Below are 22681 nucleotides of genomic sequence, written 5' to 3'. Positions count from 1 at the left end.
CACCCCACCGCCACCCCCGCCCTCACCACCGACTCCGACACCACCCCCGGAGCCCTCCCCGTCCCCGATCCCGCCCGGCCCGGAACCGGTGCCGAATCCGGAGCCCGGGCCACCGCTGACCTGAACACCGCCAACTTGCCTTACGCAGGCGGGAATTGAGGTTCCGGGCAGGCCGGTTGTCGCGTGTATGACCCTTGGCGTAGCGCTCGCTCTCCAGAACCGGATCGATCCCACGGTGCAGCTCGCACGGGAGGCCCATGAGGCCGGCCTGCGCTCCGTGTGGTTCGGGCAGACCTTCGCGTACGACTCGCCCTCGCTCGCCGCGATCGTCGGCCGTGAGGTGCCCGGACTGCACGTCGGGACCGCCGCGATCCCCGTCTTCGGCCGGCATCCGCTGCTGGTCGCCAGTCAGGCCCAGACGGCCCAGGCCGCCACCGGCGGCCGCTACCACCTCGGACTCGCGCTCGGCACCAAGCACCTGACGGAGACCGGCTTCGGTCCCCTACGAGCGCCCCATCGCCCGGCTCCGCGAGTTCCTCACCGCCCTGCGCCGGCTCGTCGAAACGGGCAGCGCCGACTTCCACGGAGAACTGCTGACCGCCACCACACCGCTGCCGGCCGCGGTGCCGGGCGCCGAACCGCCGGTGCCGCTGCTGGTGGCCGCCATGGCGCCGCAGGCCCTGCGCGCCTCCGGCGAACTGGCGGACGGCATCCTGCCGTTGCTGGCCGGTCCGCGCGCCCTCGCCGAGCACATCGTGCCGGCCGTCACCGCGGCGGCCGAGGCGGCGGGCCGCCCGGCACCGAGGATCGTCGCGTTCGTGCCCGGCGTGGTCACCGCCGATGTCGAGGCCGTACGGCAGACCGCGACCGAAAGGCTCGCGTTCTACGAGCAGTTCCCCTCCTTCCAGCGCGTCATCGGCCTCTCCGGCGCCACCCGCGCCGCCGACGTGGCGGTCATCGGCGACGAGGAGACCGTCGCGGCCGAGGTGCGCCGCTACCGCGAGGCCGGCGCGACGGAGGTGGTGTTCACCGCGACGGATCTGGGCGGCCCGGAGGACCAGCACCGAACGTGGAGACTGCTTGGAGAACTGGCGGCCGGCTGAGCGGCCCGGTGGGATCCCGCGCCCCGTAAGGGGCGCGGGGCTGCATCAATGTGCGGCTCCGCCGCGTGGGCGCGACCAGCCCCCACCGGCCCGCGGTTTCAATCACCGCTGCATCCAGCGGAGCGCTACGCGGAGACCTCCGACCGATCCCCGCCCCACAGCGTGTGGAACGCCCCGTCCCGGTCCGTGCGCCGGTACGTGTGCGCCCCGAAGAAGTCGCGCTGCCCCTGCGTCAGCGCGGCAGGCAGCCGTTCCGCGCGCAGGGCGTCGTAGTAGGCGAGGGCCGCGGCGAAGCCGGGGGTCGGGACGCCCTGGCGGGTGGCGGCGATGATGACCTCGCGCCAGTCGTCCTGGGCGTCCGCGATCTCGCGCGCGAACGCGTCGTCGGACAGCAGGCTCGGCAGGTCGGCCCGGGCGTCGTACGCGGCCCGGATGCGGTCCAGGAAGGCCGCGCGGATGATGCAGCCGCCGCGCCAGATCGCGGAGACGGCGCCCAGGTCGATGTCCCAGTCGTACTCGTCGCTGCCCGCCTGGATCTCGTGGAAGCCCTGCGTGTACGACACGATCTTCGAGGCGTAGAGGGCCTGCTCCACGCGGTCCGCGAAGGCCGCGGCCTCCGACTCGGACAGCGGGGACGCCTTCGGGCCGGCCAGCCCGCGCGAGGCCTCACGCAGCGCCGCGTGACCCGACAGGGAGCGGGCGAAGACCGCCTCCGCGATCCCGGACACCGGAACGCCCAGGTCGAGGGCGATCTGGACGGTCCAGCGGCCGGTGCCCTTCTGCTCCGCCTGGTCCACCACCACGTCCACGAACGGCTTGCCCGTCGCCGCGTCCACATGGGACAGCACCTCGGCCGTGATCTCGATCAGATAGGAGTCCAGCCGGCCCGTGTTCCAGGTGCGGAAGATCTCGGCGATCTGCGCGGGGGAGTATCCGGCCACGTCCCGCAGCAGCTGGTACGCCTCGCCGATCAGCTGCATGTCGGCGTACTCGATGCCGTTGTGGACCATCTTCACGAAGTGCCCGGCACCGTCGGGACCCACGTGCGTCACACAGGGCGCGCCGTCCTGCGCCTTCGCGGAGATCTTCTCCAGCATCGGGCCGAGCGAGTCGTACGACTCCTTGGGGCCGCCCGGCATGATGCTCGGCCCGTTCAGCGCGCCCTCCTCGCCGCCGGAGACGCCCATGCCGACGAAGTGGATGCCCTGTTCGCGCAGCGCCTTCTCGCGGCGGCGGGTGTCCGCGAAGTGCGCGTTGCCGCCGTCGATGATCATGTCGCCGGGCTCCAGGAGCGGCGCGAACTCGTCGATCACCGCGTCCGTCGGACCGCCCGCCTTGACCATGATGACCAGCCGCCGCGGCCGCTCCAGCGCCGCCACGAACTCCTTGGCGGTCTCCGCCGCGACGAAGTCGCCCTCGTGCCCGAACTCCTCCACCAGGGCGTGCGTGCGCGCCGCCGTCCGGTTGTGCAGCGCGACCGTGTAGCCGTTGCGCGCGAAGTTGCGGGCGAGATTGCGGCCCATGACCGCGAGTCCCGTGACGCCGATCTGGGCTGAGTTGCTCATTCGGTTGGCTCCTAAAGGATCCGGTATCGGTGGTGCCGGTCGTGCACGTCAGTATCGCCCCACCGACCATCCTGACTTGCCGGTACGCCGGGCGCATGTCCGGGGTGCCCGACGTTCCGCAGGCAGATACGCACGACCGACCCCACCTGCCTCAGCATTTCTGCAACTGCGGCGTATTCCTGTTTCCTTGAGGGACAGTGCGGCCGAATTGCTGTCTTGTCATGGCCTGTTCGGGGCGCTTACTTTTGGCCCTCCTGACGCATGTCGAGGGGGATCTTCATGGCCGTACGCGGCCGGCACCGCCGGTATCAGCCGAACAGGATCAACCGCGCCTCACTCACCGTCACGGTCGGCGGCGCCGGCATGGCCATCCCGCTGATCGGCACCGGCTCCGCGCACGCGGCCGACGTGTCCACCTGGAACAAGGTCGCCGCCTGCGAGTCGACGAACAACTGGACCATCAACACGGGCAACGGCTTCTACGGCGGACTGCAGTTCACCCAGTCCACCTGGGAGGCCTACGGCGGCGCGAAGTATGCGCGGCGCGCAGATCTGGCCACCAAGGACGAGCAGGTCGCCGTGGCCGAGAAGGTCCTCAGGGGGCAGGGGCCACGTGCCTGGCCGGTGTGTTCTGCACAGGCCGGGCTGACGCGCGGCGGCGGCACCCCCGGCATCCACCCCGACGGCACCACCGCCGAGAAGACCCCGGCGAAGGACGTACGGCCGCAGACCACGCCCCAGTCGAGGGCGGGCACCGCCGAGATGTACACCGTGGTGCGCGGCGACAGCCTCTCGCAGATCGCCGAGACCGAGCATGTGCCGGGCGGGTGGCAGCGGCTGTACGCCGCGAACCGGAAAACCGTCGGTGGCGACCCCGACCTGATCCTCCCCGGTCAGCGGCTGAACCTGCGGGCGAAGGCCCCCGCGACGGCTCACCCGGCGACCCGCACGACGCCCCACACCGGCTCCAAGTCCTCGACCCACACCGGCTCCAAGTCCTCGACGGAGAAGGCTTCTTCGGCCACCGAGGAGAAGGCCACGACCAGCCACTCCCTCGTCGCCCCGGTGAGCGGCCCCATCGGCACCCCGTACCACGTGGCCGGCTCCTCCTGGTCGAAGGGCTACCACACCGGCGTCGACTTCCCCGTGCCCACCGGCACGACCGTGAAGGCGGTCGCGGCGGGCCGGGTCGTCTCCGCCGGCTGGGGCGGCTACTACGGCTACCAGGTGGTGATACGGCATGCCGACGGCCGATACAGCCAGTACGCCCATCTGTCGGCGATCTCCGTGAAGGCCGGGCAGAGCGTGGGCGGCGGACAGCGCATCGGCCGCTCCGGGGCGACGGGCAACGCAACGGGCCCACATCTGCACTTCGAGGTGCGGACGGGGCCCGGCTTCGGCTCCGACATCGACCCTGTCGCCTATCTCAGGGCCGGTGGCGTCAGGATTTGATGCGTACCCGGTGCCGGTCGGGGTCCGGCGACGGGATGTACGAGCCGCCGTAGAAGGGACCGTAGAAGCGGTAGCGGGCCGGGTCCGGGGGCAGCGAGTCGTCCTCGTCGTAGGCCACTGCCAGGACGGTGGGTCCCACCTGGGCGGGGACGAGGACCTCGGCGCGGAGCGCGGCCGTCGGCTGCCCGGGAATCGTGGCGAGCAGTTCCTCGACGGATCCCTCGATGGATTCCTTGACGAGGGCCGCCTCGGTGACCGGCGGCGCGGCGGGCTCCGGCGCGGCCTCGGCGGTGGTGCGGGCGATGCGCTCCGTGGTCAGCAGGATGAGGCCGCCGGCCGCGACCACGCCGCAGCTCAGCGCGAGCGCGGTGCCCGTGCTGCCGTACCGGAAGGTCTCGCCGAACATCGTGATGCCGACCGCGGCCGCCACCACCGGGTTCACGACGGTCAGCGTGGCCAGCGGAGCCGCGAGCCCGGCGCCCCGGTAGGAGGCCTGGGACAGCAGCATGCCGGCCGTGGCGAAGACGCCGATCACGGCGAGGGAGGGAAGGTCGGTTGCGGTGACGCCGCCGGTCCAGTCGACCGCGACGGTCTTGGTGAACACGGACGACATGCCGAAGGCTATGCCGGACGCGGTCGCGAGCAGCATGCTGCGCACCGCGGGATGCCGGTGGGCGGCCCGTCCCGCGATCATCAGGGACGCGACCACGCCGCCGGAGACCACGGCCACCGCGATCCGCTGGGCGGTGTCCAGCGACTGCGCGTCGGAGGAGCCGACCAGAGCGAGCAGACCGGCGAGTCCGACCGTCGCCATGATCGCGCCCCGCCAGGCGGTCGCACCGGCCCTGCGGCCCACGAACAGCGCCGCCATCGGCAGCGCGAACACTATGGTCAGCGCGCCCAGCGGCTGCACCAGGCTCAGCGGGCCATAGGCGAGCGCCACCACGTGCAGCAGTCCGCCGAGGCCGTTGAGGGCCACCGCGGCCCACCAGGTCGGCCGGCGCAGCGGCGCGTACTCCTGAACGGGGGAGGACACCGCCACGTACTCCTGCACGATCGCCCCGCCGGCGTACGCGACGGCGGAGACGAGCGAGAGAAGAACGGACAACGCGAGGGCACTCATGTGCTGCTCCTCTGCGTGTGGCGGGGGCGCTGCGCCCTGCGCGACGAACGGTCGGCCTTCATAGCCAACACGATGCCTTGTCGATCTGTTCCCGTCGTCGTCCCTGAGCAGGCAATGGGTCCTACTGCCGATGGAGTACGAATCGGGCGCCGTCCTCCCCAAGGTGGGCGACACGGGGTGGAGGCCCCCCAGGGGCAACCCCTAGGGAGCTTGGTACTACTGCTCCTCGTGGACCTCGAACAGGATCTCGCCGCCCTCGGACCGCTCGGCGGCTTTTTCGTACTACGGACGGGCGGAGCGCCGCGCACGCCACTACCGACGCTCGCTCGCGTGTACGAGAACCGGTCTTCGGATGTGTACGGAAATGCTATTACTTTTCGGGTTGAAAAGGTGGCGAACGCCCTCCGTGCCCCCGAGTTGCGGATCGCCGCCTCCGTGGCCCAGCAGGGGCTGGCGGCCCGGCTCTGGTCGGTGATGCTCGGCTGTGCCGCGGTCTACGGCCGCGTGCCCGACCTCGACCCCGGGCTGCTGCACTGGGACCCCGACGCCTCCGCCCCCGGCGACCTGTGGCTCTCCGAGGTGCGCCCGCTGCCCGCGGACTCCGCGACCGTCGCCGATGTCGTCCTGCACGGCCACCTCGCCCCGCTGGCGACGGCCCTGCGGGCGCACTACCGGATCGCGCCCGGCCTGCTGTGGGGCAACGCGGCCTCCGCGCTGGCGGGAGCCGCCCGCCAGCTGGACCACTGGGCAGGTCCGCTCGGCCGTACCGAGGCCGCCACCCGCACCCGTACCCTCGCCGCCGAACTCCTCGCCCACCCCCTCCTGGCCGGCGCCGGCACCCTCACCGGTACCGCCTTCCGGCGCCGCAGCTGCTGCCTCTACTACCGGGTGCCCGGCGGGGGAGTGTGCGGTGACTGTTGCTTCCTACGACCGCCGCGCTCTTCCGCGCGCGGCGCATCTGGGTGACCATGAGGGAACCGGTCGCCGAGAGCTGGGGGTTGCGGGTGCGAGTGGGACTGCTGACCCGGGAGTACCCCCCGGATGTGTACGGCGGTGCGGGCGTCCATGTCGAGTTCCTCGCCCGGGAGTTGAACTCCCTGGTCGACCTCGAGGTGCACTGCTGGGGCGAGGGCCGCGGAGTGGGCGTCGTACGCCACCGCTCCTGGGCCGCCCTCGACACCGCCAACGACGCGCTGCGCACCTTCTCCGTGGACCTCGCGATGGCCGCCGGCCTCGAAGGCCGCGAGCTCGTGCACTCCCACACCTGGTACGCCAACCTCGCCGGCCACTTCGGCAAGCTGCTGTACGGCATACCGCATGTGATGACCGCGCACTCCCTGGAGCCACTGCGCCCCTGGAAGGCCGAGCAACTCGGCGGCGGATACGCCCTCTCCAGCTGGGCCGAGCGCACCGCGATCGAGAGCGCCGACGCCGTGATCGCCGTCTCCGGGGCCATGCGCGAGGACATCCTCACCTGCTATCCGACGCTGGACGCGGCCAAGGTCCAGGTCGTGCACAACGGCATCGACACCACGCTCTACCGACCGGACCACGGCACCGACGTGCTGGACCGAATCGGCCTCGACACCGGCCGTCCGTACATCCTGTTCGTCGGCCGCATCACCCGCCAGAAGGGCGTGCCCCATCTGCTGCGGGCCGTGCGGGACATCGATCCGGGCGTGCAGGTCGTGCTGTGTGCCGGGGCGCCGGACACGCCGGAGATCGACCGGGAGTTCCGCGATCTCTATCAGGAGCTGAGCCGCGTCCGCGAGGGCGTGCACTGGATCCCGCAGATGCTGCCGCGTCCCGAGGTGATCCAACTCCTCACACACGCCGCCGCGTTCGTCTGCCCGTCGGTGTACGAACCGCTCGGCATCGTCAACCTCGAGGCGATGGCCTGCGGGACACCCGTCGTGGCCTCCCGGGTCGGCGGCATCCCCGAGGTCGTGGACGACGGCAAGACGGGCCTGCTCGTCGACGTGGACGACGACTTCGAGGCGGGCCTCGCGCGGGCGCTGGACTCGGTGACCGGTGACCCGGAGGCCGCCCGGCAGATGGGCGAGGCCGGCCGGGAGCGTGCGGTGGGGGAGTTCGGCTGGGACGCGGTCGCCCGGCGCACGGTCCGGCTGTACGAGGAGATCCTCAAACAGGAATAGCACAGACAGATCGGCCGGGAGCGCCTCGAACAGGCTTACTGTGCCCCGTGCAGGGGCAGGCATGGATCAACCACGGTGAGGGGAGCGGCCATGCGTCGTGGCGGACCTTCGGTGCTCGGGATCGTACTGGCGGGCGGAGAAGGCAAACGCCTGATGCCCCTGACAGCGGACCGCGCGAAACCAGCGGTCACCTTCGGCGGCACATACCGCCTCGTCGACTTCGTCCTGTCCAACCTCGTCAACGGCGACATCCTGCGCATCTGCGTCCTCACGCAGTACAAGTCGCACTCGCTGGACCGGCACATCACCACCACCTGGCGGATGTCCAGCCTGCTCGGCAACTACGTCACCCCGGTCCCGGCCCAGCAGCGGCTCGGCCCGCGCTGGTACCTGGGCAGCGCCGACGCGCTGCTGCAGTCGCTGAACCTCGTGCACGACGAAGGGCCCGAGTACGTGGTGGTGTTCGGCGCCGACCACGTCTACCGCATGGACCCCCGCCAGATGCTCGCCCAGCACATCGAGAGCGGCGCGGGCGTCACGGTCGCGGGCATCCGCGTCCCGCGCTCCGAGTCCTCGCAGTTCGGTGTGATCACCCCGGGCTCGGACGGCCTGACGGTCGAACGCTTCCTGGAGAAGCCCGCCGACCCGCCCGGCCTCGCGGACGACCCGGAGACGGTCTTCGCCTCGATGGGCAACTACATCTTCACCACCAAGGCCCTGATCGAGTCGCTGCAGCGGGACGCCGAGGACGAGCACTCCATCCACGACATGGGCGGCTCGATCCTGCCCCAGCTCACCGACCGCGGCGAGGCCCAGCTGTACGACTTCAGCGCCAACCACGTGCCCGGCGAGACCAATGGCGACCGCGGCTACTGGCGCGACGTCGGCACCCTCGACGCGTACTTCGACGCCCATATGGACCTGATCGCCGAGCGCCCCGCCTTCAACCTCTACAACCGGCAGTGGCCCATCTACACCCACTCCAACCAGCTCTCCCCGGCCCGCTTCAACGCGGGCGGCATGGCCAGCGAGTCGATCATCAGCGCCGGCTGCCTGATCCGGGGCCAGGTCACCCGGTCCGTGCTGTCCCCCGGCGTCAGGGTCGACCCGGGCGCCGTCGTCCAGGGCTCGATCCTGCATGACAACGTCCACATAGGCCGGGGCGCGGTCGTGCGCGGGGCGGTGCTGGACAAGAACGTCGAGGTACCGCCGGGCGCGACGATAGGCGTCAACCCGGAGCGGGACGCGGAGCTGTACACCGTCTCCAAGGGCGGAGTGATCGCGCTGGGGAAGGGGCAGATCGTCACCTAGGCGCCGGGCGGCCGCATCGACTCGAAGTTCTTCATGATCACCTCGCTGGTCTTGCGCAGCTCGTCCTTCGGGCTGATCTGCAGATACTCGCTGCCCGGCTCGGTGTGGACGGGCACATGGCCGGGCGGGGCGTAGAACGCGTCCCCGCTCTGGTAGGTCTCGTCGTGATCCGCGTAGTGGAAAGTCAGCTCGCCCTTGAAGACATAGCCCCAGTGCGGGCACTGGCACCGGTCGTCGGGCAGTCCCTTGAGCAGCGGCCGGTGGTCGATGTCCTCGCGGAACGTCAGGAAGTCGACCGTGTAGTCGTCGAACTCCTCGGAGCGGTCCACGACCGGGCCGTAGTCGCCGCCCTCGGTGGCCGTGTCCCTGGAAACCTTCGGCATCTTCGTCGCCTTCTCTCCGCCGAGGTGGGCTCTCCTGCCCATCCTCCGCGCCGGCCAGGGGAACGGCATCCGCTGGAACTTGTCATGTCCCTGGACGGAATGCGGAATCCGTGTTGTCATGCCAACTGCTGTCCATGACAACGTTGTTATGGAGGTTCCGTGCGCATCAGACGCCTCAGAGACCGACTCGCCTTACTGCTCGCCGCGGCCCTCGGCGCCGCCGGACTCGCCACCGCCCCTACCGCGACCGCCGCCGACGACCCTGTCGAGATCCACGGCCTGAAGGGCGAGTACTACACCCAGTCCGCCCCCGGCGCCTTCGACTTCGACCAGCTCAAGGCCACCGGCTTCGACCCGAACCTCGACTTCGACAACCTGGAGCCGCGCCTTGCCTTCACCACCGGGCAGTCGGACGACGTCAGCGTCCGCTGGACCGGAAAGATCGTCCCGGAGAAGACAGGGCCCCACACCTTCTCGATCATCGGCGACAACGGCTTCCGGCTGTGGATCGACGGGAAGATCGTCATCGACCACTGGGTGGACGACTGGGACCACGAACAGACCGGTGAGCCGGTCGAGTTGACCGCGGGCAGGGCCTACGACATCAAGGTCGAGTACTTCGAGCACTACGGCGGCTCCAACCTCCACCTGCGCTGGACCCAGCCCGGCGGCAGCAAGGAGGCCGTCCCCCAGTCGGCCTTCCGCCTCCCCGACGGATGGGCCTACAACGGCGCCACCGCCGCCACGGTCACCGGCACCGGCCGCACCCTCAAGCTCGACTTCGCCCAGCGCCTCGCCGCACCCCCGGCCGGCCTGACCGACCACCTCGTAGCGGTGATCGGCGGCGCGAAGTGGCCGCTGGGGGCCGCGACACTGGACCCGGCCGATCCCAGCACGCTGCTCGTCGCCCTGAAGGAACCGGTCGTCGGCAACAGGACCGGCACCGCGCACGGCACCGCCGACGTCCGCTACGACGGAAACGGCGGCCTCGGCACCGCGGACGGCAACGTTGTCAAGCAGTTCTGGAGCAGCGGCCCCAACCATTCCACGTACGAACTGCGCACTAAATGGGCCGACCAGGTGGGCCCGGACAACGCCCTGCCCGAATACCCGCGCCCACAGCTGACCCGCACCGACTGGCTGGGCCTCAACGGCCGCTGGCAGTTCGCCGCGGCCCGGGCGGGGGAGCAGCCGCCGGTCGGCAAGACGCTCGCCGAGCGCATCCTCGTCCCGTATCCCGTGGAGTCCCAGCTCTCCGGCCTCGAACGGCACGAGGACCGCATGTGGTACCGCCGCACCTTCACCGTCCCCGCCGACTGGAACATCGGCTCCGGCAAGCGCCTCAGGCTCAACTTCGGCGCCGTCGACTGGCGGGCCGAGGTGTACGTCAACGGCACCAAGGTCGCCCAACACCAGGGCGGATACGACAAGTTCGGCGCCGACATCACCGACGCCCTCAAACCCGGCCGCACCCAGGAGCTGATCGTCGGTGTGTACGACCCCACCGACGCGGCCGCCGGCGAGAACCCGCCGCTGGGCAAGCAGCGGCTGAACCCGAGCGGCATCTGGTACACACCGACCTCGGGCATCTGGCAGACGGTGTGGATGGAACCGGTGGCGGCCGATCATGTCGACTCCCTGAAGCTGACCCCGGACGTCGCGCACAGCACCCTCACCGTCCAGGCGCAGGGCGTCCGCGACGGCGTACCGATCACGGCGACGGCGTACGACGGACACCGCAAGGTCGCCACGGCCCGGGGCCGCACCGGCGGCCCGCTGACCCTCACCCTCGACAACCCGCACCTGTGGTCGCCGGACGACCCGTTCCTCTACGACCTGAAGGTCACGGTCGGCGCCGACCGCGTCGGCAGCTACTTCGGGATGCGCTCGATCGCCGTCGAGAAGGTGAACGGCGTCCCGCGCACCCTCCTCAACGGCAGACCGATCTTCATGATGGCCACCCTCGACCAGGGCTTCTGGCCCGACGGCCTGTACACCGCACCTACCGACGACGCCCTCGCCTTCGACCTGAAGGTCCACAAACAGCTCGGCTTCAACGCGGTGCGCAAGCACATCAAGGTCGAGCCCGACCGCTGGTTCTACTGGGCCGACCGGCTGGGCCTCATGGTGTGGCAGGACATGCCCGCGATGACCGCCGGGGTGAACCCGAGCGCCGACGCCCGCGCCGAGTACGAGCGCGAGATGAAGCAGATGATCGACCAGCACATCAGCAGCCCGTCGGTCGTCATGTGGGTCACCTTCAACGAGGGCTGGGGCCAGTACGACGAGGCCCGCATCGCCGACCAGGCGGGGGCCTGGGACCCGACCCGGCTGGTCGACTCCATGTCGGGGCTCAACCTCGGGGCCGACGGCGGCACCGGCGACATCATGGACGAGCACGGCTACCCCAGCCCCACCCTGCCGCCCCACCCCGACGGCCGACGCGCCCTGGTCAGCGGCGAGTACGGCGGCCTCGGCCTCGCGGTGCCGGGACACGCGTGGTCCGTGCAGCAGTCGTACGTCGACGTCGACCCGACGGCCTACACCGACGACTACCTGGCCAAGCTCGCCGAGGTGCACGCCCTGGCCTGCAAGGGCGGCAACGGCGCGGTCTACACCCAGATCTCGGACGTCGAGGGCGAGCTGAACGGCCTGCTGACGTACGACCGCAGGGTGCTCAAGCCCGACGCGCAGCGCGTCCACGACGCACAGCAGGCCTTGATCCGCGACGCTTCCCGAGCGACTCCCGCAGGCTGCCCGACCGCCTGAGCCCGAGCCCCATCACGCCCGACGGAGGACTTCCCGTATGAGATGGACCCGGCGCCTGCGCCTGTGCCTGGCGGGGGCGGTGGCAGCGTCCGCGCTGTTCGCCGTACCCGCCACCGCGCAGGCCACCGAGCCGAACGACGGTCGACTCACCGATCTGGTCAACCCGTTCATCGGAACCCAGAACGAGGGCAACACCTATCCCGGCGCCGCCGTGCCCTTCGGCATGGTGCAGCTGTCGCCGGACACCGGCCACTACACCGGCTACGACTACGCCCACAACCACATCCGAGGGTTCTCGCTCGTCCATCTGTCCGGCGTCGGCTGCGGGCTCGGCGGTGATCTGCCCGTGCTACCGACCACCGGTGACGTCACACAGACGGACTACGCCAAGTACGCCGCCGAGTTCAGCCATGACGACGAGACCGCGAGCCCCGGCTACTACCGGGTCGGCCTGAAGTCCGGCATCGGAGCCGAGCTGACGGCGACCGAGCGCACCGGGGTGCAGCGGTACACCTTCCCGGCCACCGACAAGGCCAACGTCCTGCTGAACGCGGCCCAGTCGCTGCACAAGAACGTCTCCAGCGAGGTCGAGATCCTCGACAGCCGCACCGTGCGCACCGCCATCACGGGCCGTGGCTTCTGCCAGGACACCAAGCCGTACACGGTCTACACGATCACCCGCTTCGACCGGCCCTTCACCGCGTACGGCACCTGGGACGGCTCGACCGTGACCCCGGATTCGAAGAGCGGAGCCGGCGGCGCGTACGTCCGCTTCGACACCACCAAGGACCGCACGGTCGAGGCGACCACCGCCCTGTCCTACGTCGACGCGCACGGCGCGGCGGTCAACCTCCGTGCGGAGGGCGGGCGTTCCTTCGACGCCGTACGCCACAAGGCGCAGCAGGCGTGGGAGGACCGGCTCGACGACGTCCGCGCACAGGGCGGCAGCGACACCCTGCGCCGGACCTTCTACTCGTCCCTGTACCGGTCCTTCCTCGCACCGAACATCGGCAGCGACGCGGACGGCCGCTACACCGGCTGGGACCAGAAGATCCACCGGACCGACGGCTTCACCTACTACCAGAACTGGTCCCTGTGGGACACCTACCGCACCCAGTCCCAGCTGCTGTCCCTGCTCGCGCCCCGCGAGGCCCGTGACATGGCGATCTCGGTGATCAAGATCTCCGAGGAGAGCGGCTGGCTGCCCAAGTGGGGCTACGGCACGGTCGAGACCAACATCATGACCGGCGACCCGGTCACCCCGTTCCTCACCAACGCCTACCAGCAGGGCCTGCTCAAGGGCTACGAGGAGCGGGCGTACCGGGCCCTGAAGCAGAACGCCGACGGGGTGCCGCCCGCGGACTCGCCCGCCGTGGGCCGGGAGGCGAACAAGGAGTACATCGCCGACGGGTTCGCGCCGTACATCAAGGGCCGCCCGCATGTGAAGCCCGGTGACTCGGACTACGACCACGGCGCCTCGGCGACCCTGGAGTACGCCCTGTCGGACGCCATGCTCGCCCAGATGGCACGTGGCCTCGGCCACGACGCCGACGCGGCGCGCTATGCCGCCCGCGCCCAGAGCTACCGGCACATCTTCGACCCCTCGACCGGCTTCTTCCGCGCCCGCGACGCCTCCGGTGCCTTCACCGGGCCGGCCGACCCGGCGCAGAGCGAGGGCTTCCACGAGGGCACGTCCTGGCAGTACCAGTGGCTGGTGCCGCAGGACCTGCCCGGCATGGTCGGCCTCATCGGCGGCAAGCAGGCGGCCAACGACCGGCTGGACTCGTTCTTCGCCTACGACCAGCTGCTGGCCGACCCGGCGAAGACGGCCCGCGAGGTATGGGTGAACGGGCCCTACGACTACTACAACGCCGACAAGTACAACCCGCAGAACGAGCCCGACCTCATCGCCCCGTACACCTACCTGTCGACCGGCGAGCCCTGGAAGACCACCGACGTCGTGCACGCGGCGCTGACCCTCTTCACGGACACGCCGACCGGCATGACCGGCAACGACGACCTCGGCACGATGTCCGCGTGGAACGTGCTGTCGTCGATCGGGATCTTCCCGGTGCAGCCCGGCTACGACACCTGGGGGCTGTCCACGCCGGTCTTCGACCGGGTCGACCTGACCCTGGACCGCCGCTACTACCCGCGCGGCGCCCTGACGATCACCGCGCAGGGCACCTCCGCCGCCGAGCGGTACATCCAGTCGGCCCGGATGGACGGGGCGGCCTACGACCGGACATACCTGACGACCGGTTCGTTGCGCTCCCTGCGCTCGCTCGACTTCACGGTCGGCTCGCGCCCGTCTGAGTGGGGTACATCGGCGCAGGCGGCGCCACCTGCACTGAAGTGACCTCAGGTGTCTCTTGAGTCCCGCCTCTCACAGCGAGGCGGGACTTAATCTGCTGTTAACTGTGCGTAGCTTGATCGTACTTGACCGTAATCGCTCAGGGGAGGTTGACTGCTGCCTCACCCGTCGTCGACGCGAGGCAAGCCCTTGACTTCTGACCAGCTCGCTCCCCTCGACCTGGCGTTCTGGAACCTCGAGTCCGCCGAACACCCCATGCACCTCGGTGCGCTCGGGGTCTTCTCGTCCCACTCGCCCACCGCAGGCGCCCACGCCGCCGACCTGCTCGCCGCGCGGGCCGCGGCCGTACCGGGACTGCGGATGCGCATCCGGGACATATGGCAGCCGTCCCCCCTGCAGCCGCTGTCCTTCGGCAGCGCCACCCGCGAGCCCGACCCCGACTTCGATCCGCTCCACCATGTGCGGCTGCACGCCCCGACCGCGGACTTCCACGCCGAGGCCGGCCGGCTCATGGAGCGCTCGCTGGAGCGCGGCCGGCCGCCGTGGGAGGCGCATGTGCTGCCGGGGGACGACGGGGTCTCCTTCGCAGTGCTGTTCAAGTTCCACCACGCCCTGGCCGACGGGCTGCGCGCGCTGACCCTCGCCGCCGCCATCCTGGACCCGATGGACCTGCCGGAGCGAAAGCCCCGCCCCGAGGAGCCCAGGCGCGGCCTGCTGCCCGACGTGCGCAAGCTGCCCGGCCTGGTCAGGGGGACGCTGTCCGACGTGGGCCGCGCCCTCGACATCGGCGCCTCGCTGGCCGTGTCCAGCCTCGGGGTGCGCTCTTCGTCGGCGTTCACCGCCGAGGCCACCGGCACCCGCCGCACCGCCGGCGTCGTCCTCGACCTCGACGACGTGCACCGCGTGCGCAAGGCCCAGGGCGGCACCGTCAACGACGTCCTGATCGCCCTCGTCGCGGGCGCCCTGCGCCGCTGGCTCGACGAGCGCGGCGACGGCAGCGACGGCGTCCGGCCGCGCGCCCTGATCCCCGTCTCCAAGCGCCGCCCGCGCACCGCCCACCCACAGGGCAACCGGCTCTCCGGCTACCTGATACGGCTCCCCGTCAACGACCCCGACCCGCTGGGCCGCCTCGACACGGTCCGCTCCGCCATGGACCGCAACAAGGACGCCGGCCCCAACCGGGGCGCGGGCGCCGTCGCCCTGCTCGCCGACCATGTGCCCGCGCTCGGCCACCGGCTCGGCGGCCCGCTGGTCAGCCAGGCCGCCCGGCTCTGGTTCGACATCCTGGTCACCAGCGTCCCGCTGCCCAGCCTCGGCCTGAAGCTCGGCGGCAACCCGGTCACACAGGTCTTCCCGTTCGCCCCGCTGGCCCGCGGCCAGTCCCTTGCGGTGGCCGTCTCCACGTACCGCGGCCGCGTCCACTACGGCCTGGTGGCCGACGCCGAGGCCGTACCGGACCTGGACCGGCTGGCCGCCGCCCTCACCGAGGAGGTACAGACGCTGATCTCTGCCTGCGGTCCCTGATCAAGGCGGGTTTGGTGGACCGGCCCGGCGCTCCGTAAAATTCGCCGTTCGAAAGCGAGCGCGACCGGAGCGCCGCACGGGTGATCAGGGAACGGCAGCGGCGATGACGGTGACAGACAACGGCTCGGCGGCCATGGACGAGGTCGTGTACGGGCCCGGCATCGACCCGGAGCGGCTCGCCGTCTGCCTGAGCGTGCTGGAGGAACTCGACAAGCTGGAGGTCGACCACCCCGACGCGATCGCCGTGCGCCGCGCCACCGCCGGCGTCTACCGCACGGTCAAGCAGCGCCGCCGCCAGGAGCGCCGGGCCGCCAAGACCGCGCACGACAAGGCGGTCACGGAGGCCACGGCGACCGGCTCCGCCCAGCGCATCGACGACGAGACCGAGGGCATCCTCCCGTCGTCGGTCACCGAGGAGGGCAGGATCGCGGGGATACTCCAGCGCCCCCGCTCCTGCTACACCTGCAAGACCCGGTTCGTGGAAGTCGACTACTTCTACCACCAGCTCTGTCCCGACTGCGCCCGCCTCAACCGCGGCAAGCGCGACGCCCGCGCGGACCTCACCGGCAAGCGCGCCCTGCTCACCGGCGGCCGCGCCAAGATCGGCATGTACATCGCGCTCAGGCTGCTGCGCGACGGCGCCCACACCACGATCACCACGCGTTTCCCGAAGGACGCCATCCGCCGCTTCAAGGCCATGGACGACTCGGCGGACTGGATGCACCGCCTGGAGGTCGTCGGCATCGACCTGCGCGACCCGGCGCAGGCCGTCGCTCTCGCCGACCAGGTCGCGGAGGCGGGCCCGCTCGACATCCTCGTCAACAACGCGACGCAGACCGTACGCCGCCTGCCCTCGGCCTACGCCGCCCTGGTCGACGGCGAGAGCGCCCCGCTGCCCGCCGGGGAGCTGCCCGCCCACCACGTCATCGGCGCCTTCAACTCCGGCGCCGTCGACGGCATCGCCGCGCTGCCGCTGGGCACCAGCGGCCTGGACGCCCAGAAGGTCGCCGACCTCGCCCTGGTCGCGGGCAACGCCAGCGTCGCCCGGCACCTCGACGGCACCGCGATCGACGCCGGCGGCCTGGTCCCCGACGTCGTCGACACCAACACCTGGGTGCAGACCATCGAGCAGATCTCCCCGGTGGAGCTCCTCGAAACCCAGCTGTGCAACTACACGGCGCCGTTCATCCTGATCAGCGCGCTGCGCCCGGCCATGGCCGCCGCCGCGAAGAAGGCGACCAGCGGACGCGCGTACGTCGTGAACGTCTCCGCGATGGAAGGCGTCTTCGGCCGCGGCTACAAGGGCGCGGGCCACCCGAACACCAACGCCGCCAAGGCCGCGATGAACATGGTGACCCGCACCAGCGGCCAGGAGATGTTCCAGACCGACGGCATCCTCATGACCTCGGTCGACACCGGCTGGATCACCGACGAGCGCCCCCACTACGACAAGCTGCGCCTTGCCGAGGAGGGCTTCCACGCACCGCTCGACCTGGTCGACGGGGCCGCACGGGTTTACGATCCGATTGTGCGCGGCGAACAGGGCGAGGACCTGTACGGCGTCTTCCTGAAGGACTACGCGCCCGGCAAGTGGTGAACCACCGGCCGTGACGCGTGGCCCGGCGACCGTCGGGATGCCGGACCCTGGTGAGTACCGCGCCAGGGAGTGACCATGGCCAGTCACAGCATCGATCCGCGAGCGCACGGCGATCCGCGCAACCGCTACCCGACCGACGAGGAGTTCTACGCGAGCGATCGCCCGGAACACGCCGCACTGCCGGAGGACCGGCCCCGCGGAGGCAGGACCGAGTTCGTCCCGCTCAAGCACCGTGGTACGTGGGCCACGGTCGCCCTCGTCGCCGGCATCATCCTGCTGATCCTCGTAGGGATCGCACTCTTCCCGTGAGGGAACCACAGCCACCGTCAGGAGCGAGGTGGTGCGTATGAGCGAAGGCGGTCGTGGACGGCGTACTCCCGCGCGGAGTGCGCCGTCCTGACGCGTGTGCCCCCGTCCACCAGCAGATCCGCGCCGGTGACCCACTCCGCGGCGTCCGAGGTCAGCCACACCACGGCCCGCGCGACGTCCTCCGGCTCACCGATCCGCCCCAGCGGCAGCCCGGCGGCCAGCTGTTCCTCTCCCGGCTCCCACACGAACCGCGCCATCTCGGTGCGCACCAGCCCGGGGGAGACGGAGTTGACCCGTACCTTCGGCGCCAGCTCCCCGGCGAGCTGCTGCGTCAGATGCAGCAGCGCCGCCTTGCTGGTGCCGTACGCGCCCACATTGGGCCCGACATGTCCGGCGCCCTCCGTGCAGACGTTGACCACCGAGCCGCCGTGCTCGCGCATCCAGGCCCGCCAGGCACACTGCACCAGCCGCAGGGGCGCCTCGACATTCACCGCGAACGCCTCCCGCCACGCCCCGGGATCGGCATCCATCAGCGGTCCGTACGGCTGGTTCGTCGCCGCGTTGTTGACCACGACGTCGATCCGGCCGAACGCGCGCAGGGCCAGCTCCGTGACCTCCCGCAGATGATCCGGATCCCCCACACTGCCGCTCACGCCGATGCCGCCCAGCTCGTCCGCCGTGCTGCGCACCTCGTCCGCATCCCGCGCGGTCACACACACCAGCGCCCCCGCCGCGGCCAGCTGCCCGGCAACGGCACGCCCGATCCCGCGCGTCGCCCCGGTGACGACGGCGGCCCTGCCCCGCAGCCCGTAACCCTCAAGTCCGTACGACGACGTCATCGCCGTACCGTCTCATGACGGACCGTCAGTCAACAGCCCCCAGACGGGAGTTGCGCGCCGCGACGAGCTCCAGCACCGTGCGCCAGTCCTCCAGCACCCCCGCGTCGAAGCCGGCGCTGCGGCCCTCCTCGTCCGCCTGGCGCAGGCGCAGCAGATCGTCGTCGGCGGGCAGCTCGCAGCGATGGTGCTCGCGGACGAGCCGGGACACCCGCTCGCCGAGCAGGCCCCGCACGGCGTCGGCCGCGCAGTCCGGGTGGGCGGCCTCGTCGCCCGGCCGCAGCAGCGGGCCTATCGCATGGACCAGCCCCGCGACCTGGAGCTCCTTGTCGGCGGGGCGGCGGCGCCGCAGCAGTGCGGCGGTCTGCAGCGCGTGCTGGTGCAGATCGACCCGGCGACTTCGCAGGCCCGGGGCGTCCCATGAGCCCCGGCAGGCGTGCAGCAGATCCATCAGCTCTTCGACACTGCGCAGCTCCATGCGCCAGTCCTTCCGCCGGACAAGCCGTTGCCGTCCCGTCAGCAGATCATGGCCGCCTTGCGATTCGGCCAACGGGACTTGAACTGCGCGGCCGTTTCGCAGCTCTCCGTGACCTCACGTCGCAGCCGAAGCCTCCGCGTCCTCGGGCAGCCGCTGTCCCGTCACCGCGGAGAAGCAGTGCACGCCGTCGGCGCGCACCGCCACCCGGAGGGTGGCTCCCCTGCCGTACGTGGGGCGTCCCGGGAGTCGCACGACGATGCGGGCGAGGCCCTCGCCGGACCACGCGGTCGTATGCAGGTAGACAACGGCGCCGGTGTCCTCGACCGCCTCCACCACGAGGTCCAGTCCCGGGCTCTCCCGGTCCTGAGGGGAGAGGAAATCGAACTGCTCGGGCCGGACGCCGAGCACGATCTCTTCGGCGCCTCCGGCTCCGGCCGCGCGCAACGTACCGCGGGGCAGCGGCACCTCAAGGGCCCCGAGCCGGGCGCCGGCCGCGGACAGCGGAAGCCGGAACAGGTTCATCGCGGGCGACCCGATGAAACCGCCCACGAAGGTGTTGGCCGGGCGCGCATAGACCTCCTTCGGTGTGCCCACCTGCTGCAGCACCCCGTCCTTGAGCACGGCCAGGCGATCGCCCACGGCCATCGCCTCGGCCTGGTCGTGGGTGACGTACACCGTGGTGATCCCGAGGTGGTTCTGCAGCCGGACGAGCTGCGTACGGGTCTGCGCCCGCAGCCGGGCGTCGAGGTTGGACAGCGGCTCGTCCATCAGGTAGACCCGCGGGTCCCGCACCAGCACCCGTCCCGTCGCGACACGCTGCTGCTCGCCGCCCGCCAGCGATCCGGGTCGGCGGGCGAGGAACTGCTCGATGTCGAGGACGGACGCGGCGTACTCGACCCGTTGCCGGGCGCGCACCCTGGACATGCGGGCGATCTTCAGGGCGAAGCCGATGTTGTCGGCAGCCGACAAATGCGGGTAGAGGGCGTAGTCCTGGAACACCATCGCGATGTTGCGGTCCCGGGGCGGAAGATGGGTGACGTCCCGGACGCCGATGAGGATCGATCCCGAGTCGACGTCCTCCAGTCCGGCGAGCATGCGCAGACAGGTCGACTTCCCACACCCGGAGGGACCGAGCAGGACCATGAACTCACCGTCCTCGATCTCGAGGTCGAGCGAGTCGACGGCAGGCCGGTCCATCGACGGGAAGCGCCGGGTGGCCTTGTCGAAGGTGACGGACGCCATGACATCCCCCCTCCCGGACATGTTCCTCGCACCCAGCATGGAACGGGTGTTGGCCTTCGGCACGCTTGTAGGCCGAACGAGTGACAGGAGAGGCGTTGGAAACCGGACGACTTATGACAGTAACCCCAAGTTTTCAGCCCCATAGAGCAGACGCCCGCTCATTTGGTTAATCTGGAGTGGACGGACAGTACAACCGGGTCCAACCCACACCCACGTCCGTCCCGGGGCAAGCCGGTCGACAACGGCCTGTTCTCACACGAGTTACCGGCGCCACCGCGTCCGAACTGCTTTCGACTCACACCCGAGCGGGCGTCAGGCGCCGGACCGCCAAGTGGCCGGCACGCCCCGAGGGTGACCCGACACATAAGGAGTGCGCGGTGACACCAGAGAAGACGAATCGCGAAGAGCGCCCCAAGGAACGCACGGAGCGCCCCGGCCGACGGTCGGACGAACTCGGCAGCCTGGAAGTCTGGGCCCACGCGGCCCCCATCCGCCTGGCAGGCTACGAGGACGACCTGGCCGAGCCCCACATCCTGCCCAGCGTGGACTGAACCGGCAGGAGCCTTCGCGATCGCCGAGCATGGGCGTGCGACACTCACGCCCATGCAGATCAGAGAAGCCGCGGCCGAGGACTGGCCGCGGATCTGGCCTTTCTGGCACCGCATCGTCGCCGCCGGCGAGACCTACACCTGGGACCCGGACACCTCCGAGGAGGCTGCCCGGGCCCTGTGGATGAACCCGGCCAAACATGTCTACGTCGTAGAGGACGAGACCGGCGCCGTCGTCGCCTCGGCCTACGTCACCCCCAACTACGGGGGCCCCGCTGCCCACATCGCCAACGCCGGCTTCATGGTCGACCCCGATCAGGCGGGCCGCGGCATCGGCCGTGCCCTCGCCGGACACATCCTGGCCGCTGCCAAGTCCGACGGCTACCAGGCGATGGTCTTCAACGCCGTCGTCGAGACCAACCCGGCCGTGCAGCTGTGGACCTCCTTGGGCTTCGAGATCCTCGGCACGGTGCCGGACGCTTACGAGCATCCGCGGTACGGGCGGGTGGGGCTGCATGTGATGTACCGGGCGCTGTAGGGCTCCGCTACTCCTTGCGCCCTGTCACGGCCACGGTCACTCCGAGGCCGATCATGGTGAGGCCGCCGACTCCGCCGACCATGGAGAGCCGACGCGGGGAGCGCGCGAACCAGCTGCGGGCGGTGGAGGCGATCAGCCCCCACACGCTGTCGGAAGCCAGCGCGATCACGTTGAAGACCAAGCCCAGCAGCAGCATCTGCACCGTGACGTGTCTGCTGTCGCGGTCCACGAACTGCGGCAGCACGGCCGCGAAGAACACAATGGTCTTCGGGTTCGTCACACCGACCGTGAACCCCTCCCAGAACGTGCGCAGCACGCTGTGCGCCGGTACCTCGCCGCCCGCGAACACCGCCCGCAGCGAACCACGTTCGCGCCACGCCTTGACGCCCAGGTACACCAGATAGGCCGCGCCGGCCATCTTGAGCACCGTGAAGACGAGCACCGAGCGTTCCACGACGGAGCCGATGCCGAAGGCCACCGCCACGACGAGCAGATAGGCCCCGAGCGTGTTGCCCACGACAGTGGTCAGCGCGGCCCGGCGCCCCTGCGCAAGCGCTCGTCCGATCACGAACAGCACACTGGGGCCGGGTATCACGATCAGCAGGAAGGACAGCGCCGCGAAGGCGAGCAGACGATCGGCGGACATCATGCGGTCCATGCAAGCACGGGGCGGGGCCGGTCTTCAGCCCTATTTCTCCCGGGGCTCGCTCCTTCGGGATCTACGCCTCTGCCTGCGCCGTGCACGCAGGCCGCTCCGTGCGCCGGCGCAGCCGTTCGGCGAGGGGCAGGGCCGCCGCGCCGAGGAGGAAGCCGTAGACGGTGACCAGGCCGTGGCCGTTGTCCTGGGCCAGCCACATTGCCAGGCCGGCCGCGGGCACGCTCAGCGCGAGCAGACGCTGCCTCGTGTCGCTCGTGGTCAGGAGGAGGGCCGCCGCGAGCGTGGCGGCCAGGAAGTACGTCGCACCGGAGCTGCCGGCGAAGTTGCGCGGGTCGGTGCTGTGGGAGGTCTCGCCGAACAGCGCGTCGATCCGCTCGGGCAGCAGGATGCCGGCGGCGAAGAGGCCCACCATGAGGGGGCCGCGCCAGAACCACTGGGCCAGCGCGGCCATCGCCGCGAGTGTGACGATGTTCCAGGCTGCGCCGAAGAAGCCGCCGTTCTGCATGAACACCGATGTCACCACACGCCACCAGCCGCTTTTCCGCGGGTCGCTGTCGAGCGCGTCCATCGCCCCGGACCAGCAGAGCTGGAGCACCACGCCGCCGACCACCACCGCCGTGAGGGCGACGGCCGCCCACGGGACGGGGCGTCGGCGGAGGGTGTCCTCGCCGATGAGGGCCAGACCGCTCTTGAACATCAGCACCATCAGTGCTGCGGTCGTCAGGTTGAACACGATGGCGCCCACGCGGATCAATCCCCCGTTGTAATGATCACG

The 22681-nt window shown here is 70.7% G+C and carries 19 protein-coding genes and 1 pseudogene; 12 read left to right on the top strand and 8 right to left on the bottom strand.

The genetic code is table 11. The features are described from left to right. Positions 1–187: 187 nt before the first annotated feature. Positions 188–1103, top strand: a pseudogene (locus P2Q00_RS13700) (TIGR03564 family F420-dependent LLM class oxidoreductase). A gap of 125 nt (positions 1104–1228) precedes the next feature. Here the strand turns inward: P2Q00_RS13700 and gnd are convergent. Further along, positions 1229–2668 carry an NADP-dependent phosphogluconate dehydrogenase gene (gene gnd, locus P2Q00_RS13695; RefSeq protein ID WP_275772697.1) on the bottom strand — a complete coding sequence of 480 codons (1440 nt, stop codon included), beginning with the start codon at positions 2666–2668 and terminating at the stop codon, positions 1229–1231. A gap of 279 nt (positions 2669–2947) precedes the next feature. Here gnd and P2Q00_RS13690 point away from each other — a divergent pair, with 279 nt between their 5' ends. Continuing rightward, complete coding sequence (locus tag P2Q00_RS13690; RefSeq protein ID WP_275772696.1) at positions 2948–4120, top strand: transglycosylase family protein; 1173 nt, start codon at positions 2948–2950, stop codon at positions 4118–4120. Here the strand turns inward: P2Q00_RS13690 and P2Q00_RS13685 are convergent. Beyond that, complete coding sequence (locus P2Q00_RS13685) at positions 4110–5243, bottom strand: DMT family transporter (RefSeq protein WP_275772695.1); 1134 nt, start codon at positions 5241–5243, stop codon at positions 4110–4112. The genes P2Q00_RS13690 and P2Q00_RS13685 overlap by 11 nt on opposite strands. Positions 5244–5453: 210 nt before the next feature. Between P2Q00_RS13685 and P2Q00_RS13680 the strand changes: the two genes are divergently transcribed. The 3 genes from P2Q00_RS13680 (at position 5454) to glgC (ending at position 8710) form a co-directional block, all read left to right on the top strand. Next, positions 5454–6209 carry a (2Fe-2S)-binding protein gene (locus P2Q00_RS13680; RefSeq protein ID WP_275772694.1) on the top strand — a complete coding sequence of 252 codons (756 nt, stop codon included), beginning with the start codon at positions 5454–5456 and terminating at the stop codon, positions 6207–6209. 38 nt (positions 6210–6247) lie between these two features. Further along, positions 6248–7399, top strand: coding sequence for a glycogen synthase (gene glgA, locus P2Q00_RS13675; RefSeq protein ID WP_275772722.1), 1152 nt, complete (start codon positions 6248–6250; stop codon positions 7397–7399). Between the two features lie 90 nt (positions 7400–7489). Next, positions 7490–8710 (top strand): glucose-1-phosphate adenylyltransferase, encoded by a 1221-nt coding sequence (gene glgC, locus P2Q00_RS13670; protein WP_275772693.1) that lies wholly within the window; start codon positions 7490–7492, stop codon positions 8708–8710. Here the strand turns inward: glgC and P2Q00_RS13665 are convergent. Beyond that, the gene (locus P2Q00_RS13665; RefSeq protein ID WP_275772692.1) at positions 8707–9093 is read right to left on the bottom strand and encodes a cupin domain-containing protein; all 387 of its coding nucleotides are present in this window, start codon (positions 9091–9093) and stop codon (positions 8707–8709) included. The genes glgC and P2Q00_RS13665 overlap by 4 nt on opposite strands. A gap of 159 nt (positions 9094–9252) precedes the next feature. Here P2Q00_RS13665 and P2Q00_RS13660 point away from each other — a divergent pair, with 159 nt between their 5' ends. The 5 genes from P2Q00_RS13660 (at position 9253) to P2Q00_RS13640 (ending at position 17606) form a co-directional block, all read left to right on the top strand. After that, the gene (locus P2Q00_RS13660) at positions 9253–11862 is read left to right on the top strand and encodes a PA14 domain-containing protein (RefSeq protein ID WP_275772691.1); all 2610 of its coding nucleotides are present in this window, start codon (positions 9253–9255) and stop codon (positions 11860–11862) included. A 37-nt stretch (positions 11863–11899) separates the two neighbouring features. Next, positions 11900–14221, top strand: coding sequence for a GH92 family glycosyl hydrolase (locus tag P2Q00_RS13655; protein WP_275772690.1), 2322 nt, complete (start codon positions 11900–11902; stop codon positions 14219–14221). Positions 14222–14365: 144 nt separating this feature from the next. Further along, entirely contained in the window at positions 14366–15700 is a 1335-nt protein-coding gene (locus P2Q00_RS13650) for a wax ester/triacylglycerol synthase family O-acyltransferase (protein ID WP_275772689.1), read from the top strand. Positions 15701–15803: 103 nt separating this feature from the next. Continuing rightward, on the top strand, positions 15804–17297 hold the full coding sequence (locus P2Q00_RS13645; RefSeq protein WP_275772688.1) for an SDR family NAD(P)-dependent oxidoreductase: 1494 nt from the start codon (positions 15804–15806) through the stop codon (positions 17295–17297). A gap of 75 nt (positions 17298–17372) precedes the next feature. Then, positions 17373–17606 (top strand): hypothetical protein, encoded by a 234-nt coding sequence (locus P2Q00_RS13640; RefSeq protein WP_275772687.1) that lies wholly within the window; start codon positions 17373–17375, stop codon positions 17604–17606. A 17-nt stretch (positions 17607–17623) separates the two neighbouring features. On the opposite strand, the gene P2Q00_RS13635 is transcribed toward P2Q00_RS13640, so the two are convergent. From P2Q00_RS13635 to P2Q00_RS13625, 3 genes are all read right to left on the bottom strand, one after another. Then, complete coding sequence (locus P2Q00_RS13635) at positions 17624–18445, bottom strand: SDR family oxidoreductase (RefSeq protein WP_275772686.1); 822 nt, start codon at positions 18443–18445, stop codon at positions 17624–17626. A gap of 25 nt (positions 18446–18470) precedes the next feature. Next, complete coding sequence (locus P2Q00_RS13630; RefSeq protein ID WP_275772685.1) at positions 18471–18920, bottom strand: hypothetical protein; 450 nt, start codon at positions 18918–18920, stop codon at positions 18471–18473. Positions 18921–19034: 114 nt separating this feature from the next. Next, on the bottom strand, positions 19035–20162 hold the full coding sequence (locus P2Q00_RS13625) for an ABC transporter ATP-binding protein (protein ID WP_275772684.1): 1128 nt from the start codon (positions 20160–20162) through the stop codon (positions 19035–19037). A gap of 377 nt (positions 20163–20539) precedes the next feature. Between P2Q00_RS13625 and P2Q00_RS13620 the strand changes: the two genes are divergently transcribed. Together P2Q00_RS13620 and P2Q00_RS13615 are read left to right on the top strand one after the other, a co-directional pair. Beyond that, positions 20540–20713, top strand: coding sequence for a hypothetical protein (locus tag P2Q00_RS13620; RefSeq protein ID WP_275772683.1), 174 nt, complete (start codon positions 20540–20542; stop codon positions 20711–20713). Positions 20714–20765: 52 nt separating this feature from the next. After that, the gene (locus P2Q00_RS13615; RefSeq protein ID WP_275772682.1) at positions 20766–21248 is read left to right on the top strand and encodes a GNAT family N-acetyltransferase; all 483 of its coding nucleotides are present in this window, start codon (positions 20766–20768) and stop codon (positions 21246–21248) included. Between the two features lie 7 nt (positions 21249–21255). Here the strand turns inward: P2Q00_RS13615 and P2Q00_RS13610 are convergent, their stop codons facing one another. Together P2Q00_RS13610 and P2Q00_RS13605 are read right to left on the bottom strand one after the other, a co-directional pair. Continuing rightward, positions 21256–21897: a LysE family translocator gene (locus tag P2Q00_RS13610; protein WP_275772721.1), complete on the bottom strand. Its 642-nt coding sequence runs from the start codon at positions 21895–21897 to the stop codon at positions 21256–21258. 70 nt (positions 21898–21967) lie between these two features. Next, a complete protein-coding gene (locus tag P2Q00_RS13605) occupies positions 21968–22651 on the bottom strand; it encodes a hypothetical protein (protein ID WP_275772681.1) in 684 nt (227 codons plus the stop codon). Positions 22652–22681 lie beyond the last annotated feature (30 nt).

Source organism: Streptomyces coacervatus, from assembly GCF_029223485.1.
In the GTDB taxonomy this organism is placed as follows: Bacteria; Actinomycetota; Actinomycetes; order Streptomycetales; family Streptomycetaceae; genus Streptomyces; species Streptomyces coacervatus.
This window is presented reverse-complemented; position numbering and strand designations above follow the sequence as displayed.

Coding starts and splice junctions, on each gene's coding strand:
- gnd (WP_275772697.1), bottom strand. CDS start 2,668: ATGAGCAACTCAGCCCAGATCGGCGTCACGGGACTCGCGGTCATGGGC.
- P2Q00_RS13690 (WP_275772696.1), top strand. CDS start 2,948: ATGGCCGTACGCGGCCGGCACCGCCGGTATCAGCCGAACAGGATCAAC.
- P2Q00_RS13685 (WP_275772695.1), bottom strand. CDS start 5,243: ATGAGTGCCCTCGCGTTGTCCGTTCTTCTCTCGCTCGTCTCCGCCGTC.
- glgC (WP_275772693.1), top strand. CDS start 7,490: ATGCGTCGTGGCGGACCTTCGGTGCTCGGGATCGTACTGGCGGGCGGA.
- P2Q00_RS13665 (WP_275772692.1), bottom strand. CDS start 9,093: ATGCCGAAGGTTTCCAGGGACACGGCCACCGAGGGCGGCGACTACGGC.
- P2Q00_RS13655 (WP_275772690.1), top strand. CDS start 11,900: ATGAGATGGACCCGGCGCCTGCGCCTGTGCCTGGCGGGGGCGGTGGCA.
- P2Q00_RS13645 (WP_275772688.1), top strand. CDS start 15,804: ATGACGGTGACAGACAACGGCTCGGCGGCCATGGACGAGGTCGTGTAC.
- P2Q00_RS13640 (WP_275772687.1), top strand. CDS start 17,373: ATGGCCAGTCACAGCATCGATCCGCGAGCGCACGGCGATCCGCGCAAC.
- P2Q00_RS13635 (WP_275772686.1), bottom strand. CDS start 18,445: ATGACGTCGTCGTACGGACTTGAGGGTTACGGGCTGCGGGGCAGGGCC.
- P2Q00_RS13630 (WP_275772685.1), bottom strand. CDS start 18,920: ATGGAGCTGCGCAGTGTCGAAGAGCTGATGGATCTGCTGCACGCCTGC.
- P2Q00_RS13625 (WP_275772684.1), bottom strand. CDS start 20,162: ATGGCGTCCGTCACCTTCGACAAGGCCACCCGGCGCTTCCCGTCGATG.
- P2Q00_RS13615 (WP_275772682.1), top strand. CDS start 20,766: ATGCAGATCAGAGAAGCCGCGGCCGAGGACTGGCCGCGGATCTGGCCT.
- P2Q00_RS13610 (WP_275772721.1), bottom strand. CDS start 21,897: ATGATGTCCGCCGATCGTCTGCTCGCCTTCGCGGCGCTGTCCTTCCTG.